Annotated in this window: 13 protein-coding genes; 1 reads left to right on the forward strand and 12 read right to left on the reverse strand. The window is 27.9% G+C overall.

Annotated features, from left to right (window positions below; genetic code table 11):
* Positions 1–420: 420 nt before the first annotated feature.
* The 8 genes from LQE93_RS16065 to LQE93_RS16100 all read right to left on the reverse strand — a co-directional run bounded on the left by LQE93_RS16065 (position 421) and on the right by LQE93_RS16100 (position 8165).
* On the reverse strand, positions 421–1272 hold the full coding sequence (locus LQE93_RS16065) for a phosphatase PAP2 family protein (protein ID WP_231074476.1): 852 nt from the start codon (positions 1270–1272) through the stop codon (positions 421–423).
* A 20-nt stretch (positions 1273–1292) separates the two neighbouring features.
* On the reverse strand, positions 1293–2399 hold the full coding sequence (locus LQE93_RS16070; protein ID WP_231074478.1) for an alpha/beta hydrolase: 1107 nt from the start codon (positions 2397–2399) through the stop codon (positions 1293–1295).
* 106 nt (positions 2400–2505) lie between these two features.
* A complete protein-coding gene (locus tag LQE93_RS16075; protein WP_231074480.1) occupies positions 2506–3417 on the reverse strand; it encodes an AraC family transcriptional regulator in 912 nt (303 codons plus the stop codon).
* A 49-nt stretch (positions 3418–3466) separates the two neighbouring features.
* Complete coding sequence (locus LQE93_RS16080) at positions 3467–3922, reverse strand: M56 family metallopeptidase (protein WP_231074481.1); 456 nt, start codon at positions 3920–3922, stop codon at positions 3467–3469.
* Between the two features lie 2 nt (positions 3923–3924).
* A complete protein-coding gene (locus LQE93_RS16085) occupies positions 3925–4287 on the reverse strand; it encodes a BlaI/MecI/CopY family transcriptional regulator (RefSeq protein ID WP_186838768.1) in 363 nt (120 codons plus the stop codon).
* A 216-nt stretch (positions 4288–4503) separates the two neighbouring features.
* Entirely contained in the window at positions 4504–5637 is a 1134-nt protein-coding gene (locus tag LQE93_RS16090; protein ID WP_055263870.1) for a deaminase domain-containing protein, read from the reverse strand.
* A 38-nt stretch (positions 5638–5675) separates the two neighbouring features.
* On the reverse strand, positions 5676–6347 hold the full coding sequence (locus tag LQE93_RS16095; protein ID WP_055263872.1) for a Crp/Fnr family transcriptional regulator: 672 nt from the start codon (positions 6345–6347) through the stop codon (positions 5676–5678).
* Positions 6348–6536: 189 nt separating this feature from the next.
* Positions 6537–8165 carry a glycoside hydrolase family 13 protein gene (locus LQE93_RS16100; protein ID WP_231074483.1) on the reverse strand — a complete coding sequence of 543 codons (1629 nt, stop codon included), beginning with the start codon at positions 8163–8165 and terminating at the stop codon, positions 6537–6539.
* Between the two features lie 389 nt (positions 8166–8554).
* Here LQE93_RS16100 and LQE93_RS16105 point away from each other — a divergent pair, with 389 nt between their 5' ends.
* Positions 8555–10072: a bifunctional metallophosphatase/5'-nucleotidase gene (locus LQE93_RS16105; protein WP_231074484.1), complete on the forward strand. Its 1518-nt coding sequence runs from the start codon at positions 8555–8557 to the stop codon at positions 10070–10072.
* Positions 10073–10169: 97 nt separating this feature from the next.
* Here the strand turns inward: LQE93_RS16105 and phnE (LQE93_RS16110) are convergent, their stop codons facing one another.
* The 4 genes from phnE (LQE93_RS16110) to LQE93_RS16125 form a co-directional block, all read right to left on the reverse strand.
* Entirely contained in the window at positions 10170–10976 is an 807-nt protein-coding gene (phnE, locus tag LQE93_RS16110) for a phosphonate ABC transporter, permease protein PhnE (RefSeq protein ID WP_231074486.1), read from the reverse strand.
* Position 10977: 1 nt separating this feature from the next.
* Positions 10978–11802, reverse strand: a complete 825-nt coding sequence (phnE, locus tag LQE93_RS16115; RefSeq protein WP_231074487.1) for a phosphonate ABC transporter, permease protein PhnE — start codon at positions 11800–11802, stop codon at positions 10978–10980.
* A 4-nt stretch (positions 11803–11806) separates the two neighbouring features.
* Positions 11807–12571, reverse strand: coding sequence for a phosphonate ABC transporter ATP-binding protein (phnC, locus tag LQE93_RS16120; protein ID WP_231074489.1), 765 nt, complete (start codon positions 12569–12571; stop codon positions 11807–11809).
* A gap of 102 nt (positions 12572–12673) precedes the next feature.
* Complete coding sequence (locus tag LQE93_RS16125) at positions 12674–13687, reverse strand: phosphate/phosphite/phosphonate ABC transporter substrate-binding protein (protein ID WP_231074491.1); 1014 nt, start codon at positions 13685–13687, stop codon at positions 12674–12676.
* Positions 13688–13981 lie beyond the last annotated feature (294 nt).

The following is a 13981-nucleotide window of genomic DNA, read 5'->3' on the forward strand; positions in this document are numbered from 1 at the left end:
ATCAATTTATTGCAGGCTTTGTTTGCCATACAATAAAATATTCAAACTTATATAATTTTCAAAGAGCGAGGAATTCTATGAAAAATCAAGCTATTTTTTCATATCAACTTAACAGATTCATTAAATCAATATTTTTAACACCAATATTTTAGCAAAAACTTCCTTTTTTCGTCAATATTATAGTGATAATTTTCAAATAAATTCATAGTATTATTATATTAATATATAATATGATTCTGTTATCAAGTTCCATTTTTAACTATTTTAATATTGAATAAGCTTTTTATGTAAGCTTATTCACTTTAATTTTAAGAATAAATAAAGAACTATATTTAAATCTCCTTATATAATAAGTAGTTTTTATATAGTTCTTTCTATTCATCTATAATACAATCACTATCTTCTAATGTTTTATTTATATCAAGTATTTACCCTACCAATGTTTTCCTCACATTTTATATCCTCTTTTTTAATATATCTGCTTTCCAAAATAGCAAATATTATTAAAGTTATTGTTACTCCCATTGTAACATCTGATGCAAAATGAGCTCCTACCATTATTCTACTTATTGGAACTACTAATATCCATAATAAAGAAAAACCTATAAACCAATTTTTCTTTTCTCTTAAAGATGTAATAAATGTTGGAATTAATGTAATCCAAATCATAATAGCTGCATTTGCACTATGTCCTGATGGAAATGACATAAATTCATTATCTGTTGTTAACTTCTGTGGAATAAACCAAAGAGAGAAACCTTCAAAAGAGCCTGTTGCAATCATATGCCTATATCGTTCTCTTCCCCATCCCATTTTAACTAAATTAAAAGTTATAACAACAAATACAAAAGTCAATACGCCTACAATTGCTGCGTTACGTAATTCCTCTCTATTAGTAGAGGAATACTTTTTAGCAATTATATAAGAAATAACTATATATAAAGTAGCAATTATAGGAATAAGCACTGTAGGTCCATTAAAATATTTTACTGGTAGCATAGCTGCCATCAGTGCAAATAGGAGCAATAATATAATATATCCACCTGTTCTTAAATTATATTTTACTGACTTTTCTTTATTTCTAGTTAACATTAAACTAACTGTGCAAAATGTTGCTATAACTGCAGCTGGGAATTCTCCAATAGCTTCAAATATCATCCCAAAACTACTATTAGAATTATAGATTGCATTTGAAATCTGTAAATCAGTAAAAGCAAATATTACTAATAAAACACTAATAACTAATAACGTATATTTATAAGTTTTTCTCATACATTCATACCCTCATATATTTATTTTGAATACTTTAAAATAAATTTCCCCATTTCTATAGCACAATCTTCACTTTGTGGATATACCCCTATATTATCTCCATAAGCATGTCCAAAACCTTTGTATAATACAGTTGTTGTATCAACTCCAGCTTTAGTAAGCTTTGCTGCATAAGCTAAACATTCAACCTTTAAATAATCATGTTCTCCAACAGTAATAAAGGTAGGTGGTAGCCCCTTTGCTTCTCTTATATATGGAGTCAAATATTCATTCTTAACATCATTTGTACCCAATATATCTTCTAATCCTCCAGTCATACCCCCAAACATACCTAACATCATTTCAAGTCCTGCTCTGTGCTTTGGAGCCATTTCATATTCATCCATACTCCATTTAAAATACTCATCTTCAATACCTGCCATATTTACTGTAGGATAAAGTAATAGCTGACCTTTTACCATTCCTAAGTTATCTTCCATATCTCTTGTTGTACAGTATTGAGTCAGATTTCCTCCAGCACTATCTCCTGCTACAAATATATTATTTTTATCTCCGCCAAATTCTTCTGCATTTTCATAAATCCATTTTAGTACAGAGTAACAGTCAGTATGTCCTATTGGATATGGATTTTCTGGAGCTAATCTGTAATCTACTGAAAAAGCCAATATGTCTGTTTTCTCAACTATTAGCTTTACAAGCTCTTCAACAACATCTGGTGATCCTCCAAAGAATCCTCCTCCATGAATATAATATAAAATAGGTGCATTTTCTTTAATAGTCTCAGACTTATAAATACGTACTGGTACCTCATATCCATCATCAGCTTTAACAGTTTTATTTATAATATCTATCTTTTTTTCAACTATTGGAATACTCTTAATTTCTCCAAACATCTTTCTTAACTTTTCAATCCCTTTTGCTGATGTATCCATCTTTGTCATGCTTTTAGGCATAAATCTCATTATTGTCATTTGCTTTTTCATATCTTTATAAAGACGTGGATCCATAGCACCTTTTTCATCACTATCTGGTAAATTCTTAACTAAAACTTCTACTCCTTTTATATTTACCAATTCTTGCCTTTCAACTATCTTATTTAATAAATCTTGTGAATATTTTCTACTCATTTTTCCTCTCCTTACCCATTACTGATTTTAATAAAACCTTTACATAACTAATAAAATTTAAACGCACATTTTGCTTATATTCAAATCTGTGCGTTTAATTTATTAATTAGATATTATCATTTTTAATTAATTTATTGTTGTAATTTCTTGTCCACTTTTCAGCTGTTTCTTGACAATTTATTAATTGACGATATTTTGATGGAGTCATATTGTATTTTTCTTTAAATATATTTATAAATGATTTTACATTTAAAAAGCCATGTGTAAGTGCTATATCCTGAATATTATCATCGCTATTAATTAAATCTTCATAAGCTTTTGAAAGCCTATAATTGGCTAAATACATTTTATATGTAACTCCAAACCACTCATGAAATTTCCTTGAAAAATACTCACTACTCATATAGAATTGTTTAGAAATTTTATCTAACGATAATTCTTCTCTGTAATTTTCACCTATATACATTAAAATTTCCTTTTGTTTATCTCTATATTTAAAATAATTTTCTAAGTTAGAATTATCATCTTCAACTGTAAAATCAGATAATAAAATATATAATATTTCATAAAGATATGAATTAATCTTAATATAATCTAATTCCTTTGGATTCAAATATATATCTTTAATAGTCAAAAAAATATCTACTAATCTTTTTTTACTATTACTTTTCTTATAAATATCAAATCTAATATTATCAATATTAGGATATACGCTTTTTATAAAGTCATAAGATAAAACTAAAATGATTCCACCACATAATTTTCCTTGCTTTTTTTCTATCTCATGTACATCTCCGCTATTTACAAAAATAAAATCTCCACAATTAACTTTAATACTTCTACCGTTAATAACCCCTTCTACTTGCCCTTCTGTTAAAAATGTAATCTCTATACTCCTATGCCAATGGGGCCCTATATAAAAAGCACTTTTCGCATCAATATTTTCCTTTCCCCAATATCCTAACATAGCCGGTATATTAGGGTTTAAATTAACCTTTTCATATGTAACACCATTCATAATATTCTCCCCTTTTTGACTAATACCATCTAATATTGCTACTATTTATTTAATTTGTTAAATGAATCACCTTATCAGGTTCATCATATCCTCTCTCTAATAAAGATATTCCTTTTAAATTATTATCTTCTAAATATTTATTACTTTCCTCATTATTTATTGGATTAAACATAAGCCCTATAGCTACAGTAATTAATGCTATTACCGATACTAAAACTACCCAAAAGCTTGGTTTCTTATAGTTAAGAACATTTTTCACTCTGCTCTTAACCTCACCTTCTCCAAATGCTATAGGGGCTATACCTACTTTATTCTTGTCAGTTGCAAATAATAATAGAGACATAGAATACTCTTGTTTTATTTTACTTCCCAATTCTTTTACTACCGTCTCATCACATGACATTTCCATATCCTTTGACATTAATATAAACGAAAGCCATACAAATAAGATTACATAGGAAGAGGTTATACTCATTTTTAGAACTGTTAAGAACAATTTATCCATAATTATTCCTCCTCATATTTATCAATCAACTCTTTTAATTCATCAGCTTGTTTCTTACTTAACTTTTTATTTCCCATAAATGCAGCTAAAAACTTAGGTAAAGATCCACCAAATGTATCCTCAACAAATTCCTCACTTTTATATTTAAAATATTCATCTTTTGATACAAGTGAAGTAACTATTGAATTATTATTTTCTAATATCCCTCTTAAACATAGTTTTTTAAGTACAGTATATGTAGTGGATTTTTTCCAATTAAATTTCTCTTCACATAAAGCTACAAGATCACCGGATTTTATAGGCTCATTATCCCATATAATCTCTGTAAACTTCATTTCTCCTTCTGCTAACTTATACTCTTTCATCCCATTCCCCTCCTTAGTCTATCGATAATAGACCTTATATGGTTTACTCTATCACTGATAGACTTAATTGTAAATATATTCCTTTTACATTTTTTATTATTTCATATTTAAACCATTAAAACTTAATTATACTTGATATAAACAAGTTCAGCTAAAATTGCAAAATAAATATACCTGTAGCAGATATTTTAATATCTTTATGCCACAGGTATATACTTACTCACCATATTTCTTGTGATATTTAACTTTTACATTTATATTAGGATGCATTTCACAAAACTGACTAATTACATAGTAACAGCTTGGACACGGTTCCCATTTACTATACAATATAAGTTCACCATTATCCTTTAATTCTCCACCTGAAATTTGCTTATGTATTTCTTCAAATATCTTTTTTTCACTATCATTAACTCTTTTATATCCTACTCCTAGTTTACCTAATTTATTAACCTTACAAGCTTCAAAAGCAGCTTTTCCTAAATAAGGTGCATTACAATAACCCCTTATATTATTTTTACCACTTATAGCCTTAAACTCTTTGCCATTAAATGAAGCTATAGCAATATTTATAGTATCTTGAAGTGCTTCACTTTGGTCTATCTTAAAAGATTTTATTTCACTTTCATGGGATTTCATATATTTATTTAAATTTTTTATTAGCCTTTCCATTCTAGGTATATTATTATTTAAATGTTGATGATATTCTACTGTTCCTTTTGTTGCTTTAATATAATCTTTATTAAGTTCTTTTGGAATATCTATGGATAATGTTTTAACTCTTTTTTGTACATTATAATTTTCAAATATTTTATCATTTTTATTTGATATCATTCTTTTTAATAACTCAATATCTTTAGCATAAACATAATATTTACTTAGTTCTTTTTCGATGTTATATATTTTATCTATTCCACTCTTATCAATAACACTAGATATTTTAGGTTTTAAAGTTTCAATAATATTTATAATTTCATCTACATCATCTTGAATAGATGGCTCCCTTTCATATTCTTCCCTATCTATATGCAATCTCTTTATTCCTTTTATTTGTCTACATAATTTTTTATGATTATCTTCAAATAATACTATTTTCTCAATATAATCAATAAAACTATTTATGTTATCAGCTCTAAAGGTATGTTCTTCATCTTTAATAAAACTATGTAATTTATCAGCTACTTTTTCATCTACATTAAATACCTCTATAATTTCTTTTTTTAAGTTATTATCTTCTATTTCCTTAAGTCTATAACCTTCTTTTAGAGAAGCTTCTTTAAAATCTCTTATTGTACATATATCTATTCTTACTTTTTTTCTTTTATTTAAAGTTATATTATCTTCTCTCATATTTACCTCTTATCTTTTGATTAGTTAACTACAAACTTTTAATCAAACAACTTTTCTTCTAACTTGTTATAATTTAAAATAGTTATACTTTTTCTATCAAAATCAATAATAGCTTCATCCCTTAAGTTTATCAACTCTCTAGATAGTGAAGGTCTAGGTATACCTAAATAAGCAGCTATATCTTCCTTACTTTCATTCAACATAATAATATTAGAATTTGCTATACTACTCTTTTCTAAAATATAATCAACCACTTTATGGTTAATAGACTTTAATGAAGTGCTTTTTACCTTTTTATTTAACATAATTACTTTATCGCTTAAAAGAGTAATAAAATTTTCTAAAATTTTTTCACTTTTAGAACATAATTTTAATATTTCTTTTCTATTTATAAAAATAATCTTACAATCACTTTTTGCAATAACTGTAGCTGGATATAAAGATTTGCTCGATATAACAAGTGCTTCCCCAAAAACATCTCCTTCTGATAATTTAGCTAAAACTATACTTTTTCCACTTGAATAAATTCTTTCTAACTGAATTAGCCCTTCTTCTATTATTCCAATATTTTCACAAATATCTCCCTCTTGAAATAATATTTGTCCCTTATTATAGCTAGTTTCTGAGTATTTTATATACGAGAAAATACTTTCTATCTCCTCATCACTTACTCCTTTAAAAAGAAAGTTATTACTTAATTTATTCTTCATAATAAACTCCAAATATATTTTATTTTAAATAATCCAATATCTTATCTATATTAATTGCTTCTCTATATTTTAATCATAAATTTCTAATCATGCAATGTAATAATCTATATTTAATTATTTCCAATATTACAATGATTGTTAAAAATAATAAAGCTCCATTAAACAACTTAGTCTAATAGAGCTTTATTATTATTTTAATCTATACATTATAGCTTCATATGGTCTTAAAGTTAAATTTTCAAGAAGTGTACTAGAATCATCATAGTTACTTAATAAAATTTCTGCAAAATTAAAATCATCATTAAGTTTAAAATTAACTGTATCGCAATAGAAATTACAAACTACTAATATTTTATCTCCATTTAACTCTCTTATATAAGCAAAAATATTTTTATCTTCTGGACATACTAATTTATAATCTCCATAGATAATAGTATCATTATTCTTTCTTATTTCTATCAGTTTTTTATAATGATAGAATATTGAATTTTTATCTTCTAATGCTTTTTTCACATTTATTTCTTTATAATTTTTATTAACTGCAAGCCATGGTTTTCCTGTTGTAAATCCTGCATTTTCTGAATCATCCCATTGCATTGGAGTTCTAGCATTATCTCTTCCTTTAATGTATATAGAATTCATTATTTCTTCGTGACTATATCCCTTTGAAATTCTATCCTTATACATATTTAATGTTTCTATATCATTATATTCATCAATATTTTCAAGTCTTATATTTGTCATTCCAATCTCTTCACCTTGATAAATATATGGTGTTCCTTTCATTCCATGAAGAAGAGTTGCAAGCATCTTAGCACTTTCTACTCTATACTCTTTATCATTTCCCCATCTTGAAACTATTCTTGGAAGGTCATGGTTATTCCAGAATAAACTATTCCATCCTTCACCTTCAAGTTCTGTTTGCCACTTAGATAATACCCTTTTAAGTTCTAATAAATCTAAAGGTTTAACATCCCATTTATCCTTACCTTCAATTTGATCTAATCCTATATGTTCAAATTGGAATACCATACTTAATTCTTTTCTTTCAGGGTTTGAATAAAGCTTAGCTACTTCTGGAGTTGCTCCCCAAGTCTCTCCAACAGTTAATAAATCATTTCCCTCTAAAGCTGCCTTATTCATCTCTTGTAAGTATTCATGAAGCTTGGGACCGTTACCGGTAATCATATCATCAGGAACCTTACCGATAAGGTCAATAACGTCCATTCTAAATCCACCGATACCTTTATCAATCCAGAAATTCATCATATCATAAACTTCTTTTCTAACCTTTTCATTTTCCCAATTTAAATCAGGTTGCTTTTTACTAAATAAATGTAAGTAATATTGCCCTGACTCTTCATCATATTGCCATGCACTACCACTGAAAGTTGAGCCTAAATCATTTGGTTCTTTACCATTAACAGGATCTCTCCAAATATAATAATCTCTATATTCATTATCTTTAGATTTTTTAGCTTCTATAAACCATTTATGTTCATCAGATGTATGATTAACAACTAGGTCCATCACAATCTTAATATTTCTTTCCTTAGCTTCATTTAAAAGCCTGTCCATATCTTCCATAGTTCCAAACTCATCCATGATATCACAATAATCACTTATATCATATCCATTATCATCATTTGGAGATTTATATACTGGACTAAGCCATATTACATCTATGCCTAACTCCTTAAGATAATCTAGCTTTTCTATTATTCCATTTATATCTCCTATCCCATCACCATTGCTATCATTAAAGCTTCTTGGATATATTTGATATACCACTGAACTATGCCACCATTTTCTCTCCATAACTTCCACCTCTCACTAATTAATATCCTTAATTTATTAAATATAGAAAATATTAATATTTATCTACAATAAAATTATATTATGTTTTTTTAATAAAGTCTATTTTTTATATATTTTCTAATACTACTAATCAAAAATTCTGTAGCCTGTACTTGAGCAAATATATCTTATGCACATGTTGCTATTATTATATCTATATTATTATCATCAATATAAATACATTCTTCCTTATAAGAATTATCTAAAGTCTCTATTATTACGTCATATATATCCTATTATTAATACCTATTCTTATATTTTATTAATCCTTTTCTTTACCCACTAATCATTAAAGATATGATATAATTTATATGCTTATAAATTATAAATTTACTTTAAAAGAGGTACTTATGATAAAAGAATTAAAAATTTATTTTACATCTGACCTTCACGGTTATATTTATCCAACAGATTACATTGAAAAATCTGAAAAAAACATTGGATTATTAAATATTATTAATCAGTTCGATAAAGATGGGAACACTCTAATAATTGATGGTGGAGATACTATACAAGGATCACCATTTACAAATTATTTAAGTAACACGGAATTTGAAGTACATCCAATAGCTTCTATTATGAATGAAGGTGGATATGACTTTATAACTTTAGGTAACCACGATTTTAATTATGGTTTAGATTACTTAAAAAACTACTTAAGCAATTTAAATGCTACATGTCTTTGTGCCAATGTAGTAGATGAAACAGGAAACCTACCTATACTTCCATATAAAATTAAAACTATGGAAAATGGATTAAAAGTAGGTATAATTGGATTTACTACTGACTTTATAAATAGATGGGAGCGTCCTGAAAATATAAAAGGCATAAATATTACAGATACTTTTGACTCAGTAAAAGAATATTTTGATGTTGTGAAAAAACAGTGTGATTTAACTATAGGTGTTTATCATGGTGGCTTTGAAAATGATTTAGACTCTCATAAAAAATTAAGTAATACAAAAGAAAACATTGCTTACAAAATTTGTGCTGAGTTTGATTTTGATATACTTCTTACTGGACATCAACATATGTCTATAGCTAATATGAATCTTCATGGTACTCATATAGCTCAAACTCCTCATAATGGAAGTAAATTCTTAAAGTTAAATCTTACTATAGATGATAATAATATAACTAAAATCACATCATCATTAGAAGCTGTAACTCTTAATCCAAATAAAGATATGTACGAAAAATTCTTATCTTTAGAAAATAAAGTTCAAGAATGGCTAGATACACCTGTAGGTTTCTTAGATACAGAACTACAACCTACGGATCATTTACATATGGCTTTAAACGGATGTGCCTTAGCTAACTTTATAAATCAAATTCAACTTGAAACTAGTAATGCAGATATATCATGTACATCTTTTGCAAATGTGATAAAAGGGTTTGATAAAAATGTTACCGTAAGAGATATTATGTCAACTTATCCTTACCCAAATACATTAGTTATTCTTGAAGTAAATAGAGATATTCTAAAATCAGCATTAGAGAGATCTGCTAGTTATTTTGATAATAATAATGGTTGTGTAACAATATCAGAAAGCTTCCTTAAGCCAAAAGTTGAGCATTATAACTATGATTACTTTGCAAATATTGAGTATACTTTTGATTTAAATAAAGAAATAAATAATAGAGTTACTTCTATTAAATATAAAGGACAAGAATTATCAGATGGACAAGTACTTAGCTTAGTTATGAATAACTATAGAGCAAGTGGTGCTGGTGGATATGATTTCTATCAGAACTGTACTGTACTTAAAGAAATCTTAGTTGAAATGCCTGAAGTAATTATTAACTACTTCAAAAGTAATTCAAACGTAAAGGTAGATAAATCTACGTACTTAAAAACTATTATTTAGTTAAAAGTAAAAAGAGTTAAAAATTGTAGAAATAACAAATATTAAATTTATTATTTCATACTAATTTTTAACTCTTTATCTTTAATTTTTAACTTACTTACCCTCTAGTAAGCTTAGTTCTTATCTTAGTTGAAAGCATCTCTACTACTAATACTAAAATTACTAATCCACAAAGAATAGCTCCAACTTCATCCCAGTTAAATGCATTCATTGCAAATATTAATGGTGCACCTATACCTCCAGCTCCAACTAATCCTAATACAGAGGCATCTTTTATATTTATTTCAAATCTATATATAGCTGTAGATATGAAATCAGTGAATAATTGTGGAAGTATACCATATCTGATTTTCTCAAAAGTATTACATCCTGCAGCATCTAAAGATTCTAAAATTTTTATATCTAAATCTTCAATTGATTCAATAAATAGCTTAGATATCATTCCAATAGATATAACTGATACTGTAAGAACACCTGCAAATGCACCAGGCCCAGTTACACGAATAAACATTAATCCATAAACAAATGCTGGGAATGTTCTAAGTGCTGCTATAGTAAATAATCCTATTTTACTTATCCACTTAGGCATTAAATTACTAGCTGATATAAAAGCTAATGGTATTGCTAATATTGTTCCTATTAATGTACCAATTAGCGCTATACAAACAGTTTCTAATAATAAAGCTGGAACCCCTGCCTTAAAATCAAATAACATCTCCATATCAGGGTGTAATATACCTGAAACTACATTTTTAGCAATTTCAATACCATTTCCCTTTATTCCACTGAAGGCTATTCCCTTAGAAGCCCATACTATTACAAGTACAACAAATAATACAGTTAGGGCTTTGTGTATCCACATATTTGGTTGTTTTTCTAATTGTTTTTTAACTGTTAACTCCATATTACCCTAACCTTTCTCTTATGTATTTACTTCCATTTTCTATAATTACAACTGTAATGAATAACATAACAAGGATCATCCCTACCTTATCATATTCTCTCCATCCAATCTTTTCATTTAAAATAAGACCAATACCACCAGCACCTACATATCCAAGTATTGCAGCTGCTCTAACGTTTATTTCTAAACTATAAAGGCAAATTGATAAGTATGATGGCATTATTTGAGGCATTATTGAACCAACAAAAGCTTTAACTCTTGTTGCTCCCACTGCTTCCATAGCTTCAAAAGGTCCCATATCAACAGTTTCTATTTTTTCATATAACATTTTAGTAACAATACCAAATGTAAAAATTGATATAGCTACAGTACCAGCAAAAGTACCTAAACCAAATATATAAGTTGATATTAAAGCAATAATTAATGTTGGTAATGTTCTTGTAATACTCATTATAACTCTGACTAAATTTAAAACTATCTTAGATTTATTAATGTTTACAGAACACATCATCGCAAATGGGATTGCTATAAAACTACCAATCATCGATCCTAAAACAGAAATTTTAACAGTTTCCACTAAATGAGGAATAACTGACTTTATATAACTAAAATCTGGTGGGAACATATCTTTTAAGATTACAAAAAATTCATTTCCCCTCTTAACTATAGTTTCAAACTTAAATCCAGTTACATCACCTGCAATAATTAAAGCTATTACTAGTCCAATTATCACAAAAGGTGCTATTGGTGTTGGAGGTTGCATTTCTTTCCCATTATTTAAAACTATTTTTTTAGGCTTAAATATACTTTTTATCTTTTCTAACATGCTTTTAAGCCCCCATTACTTCATCTTCAGCTAACTCACGGCCGTATATTTGTTTTAAGATTTCACTATCAACATCTTTCGCTGGTCCATCATATACTATTTCCCCTGCTTTTATTCCAATAACTCTGTCTGCATATTTTAATGCTAAATCTACATGATGGATATTAATTAATACTGACATATTTAATTCTTTATTAATCTTTTTAAAATCATCCATAACTTGTGTTGCAGTTATAGGGTCTAGAGCTGCAACTGGTTCATCTGCAAGAATTATTTCAGGTTTTTGTGCTAATGTTCTAGCTAAAGCTACTCTTTGTTGCTGTCCCCCAGAAAGTTGATCGGCTCTAACATAAGATTTATCTAGTATACCAACTTTGTCTAAAGCTTCTAATGCTATAACCTTATCCTCCTTAGAGTATAATCCTATAATAGATTTCCATAATGGCATATCTGGCACTCTTGAAGTTAATACGTTATTTATTACTGTAGTTCTAGTTACTAAGTTAAACGATTGGAAAACCATTCCAACCTTACGTCTAAATTTTCTTAATTCTTTTCCTTTTAAATCATTTACTTCTTGTCCATTTACAGTTAATGATCCTTCGCTAATGTCATGCATTCTATTAATTGTTCTTAATAATGTTGACTTACCAGCTCCTGATAAACCTATTATTGCCACAAATTCACCTTGATTTATTTCAAGCGATATATTTTTTAATGCATGTAATCCATTTGGATAAACTTTATTTACCTTATCGAACTTAATCACTAGTTTCCCTCTTTCCCATTTTTATGATATTAATGAATATTTTTCTTGTTTGCTCTTTATACACAAAATGAGTTCATGCTCGCATGAACTCATTTTTATTAATTATTGCTGCATAGATTTAATTAATTCTTGTGCAGCTCTTTCTCCATCATAATTAGCATCATCAGCTATTTCATAACCTTTATGACTATAAATAGAAATAATTTCTTGACCTTCTTCTGTATTACCTATATTAATGAAAGCTTGTTGTATAGCTTCCTTTAATTCAGGAGTCATTGAAGCATCTTTAGTTACTGATATAGTATCGTTATATATTCCATCAGTTACACCTATTATGTTTGTTTCTTCCCAAATTGAAGCTGTTCTTCCAAAATCAGAAGTCCATTTTTCAACATTATCTAAACGAGCATCTGCGTATGTTACCATTACGTCAATTTGTCCGCTTGCTAATTGAGTGAATGCTGTAGTGTAATTATCTAATGCTACCTTACTTTGTAAATCAGTTATTGATATACCAAAGTTATCTTGTAGCCATAAGCTTGGATATATGTATCCTGCTGGTGAAGTTGTATTTGATGAAACTCCCCATGTAGCACTTTGAATGTCTTCTAAAGTTAACTCTTCACCATTGTTAATTTTAGCAGCTAATTCTTGACCTTTTTCACTTGGTCCAGCAATTACTAGTGCTCTATAATAAGTTACTTGCTCATCTGTATTTTCTGTTGGAGATGTATTCCAATCTGCAGCGTTCTCTGAATCATGGCTTAAACCAAATCTAGTTGCTGTTAACGCAACATCTACACCATCATCATATAATACATAAGTTCCACCTGGGATAAATCCAACTTGAGCTGTTCCTGATGATAAAGCTTCTCCAACAGCCTCAAAGCTTGTCCCAACTACAATTTTAACATTATTAAATTCATATCCTAATCCAGCTAGTTCTGTCTTTAACATTTCTGATAAAGGTGCTGTAGCAGTTTGGATTTCTTCAGGATTTCTTGATGGTACAAAGTATACAACTAATTCGTCATTAGATGCTTCACTTGAACCACACCCAATTAACATTGACATACTTAATACTAATACTGAAAGTAATGCAAATAATTTTTTCATTTCGCTTCTCCTCATGTTGTCTAATATTTTCAGCATTATTATAGCATAATTCGATATATTTTGCACTATTTTATTGTTTTTTTACAATTTTTTAACCTTTGTGCTATACTATTCTTAGCAAATATAAAATAAACTCTTAATAATTCATACAAAAAGGGGCTGTATCAAAAAAAAATTGATATTTGCCGATAAAGAAAAGGAAGTTCGAATTTGAACTTCCTTTTTTGCGCATAGTAATAATATGAAAAACTTCACAAAAAATGTGATTCCTATGCAACAAATAGGATTTGCATT

It is taken from the genome of Clostridium sp. NSJ-145, from assembly GCF_021044725.1.
GTDB lineage: Bacteria > Bacillota > Clostridia > Clostridiales > Clostridiaceae > Clostridium > Clostridium disporicum_B.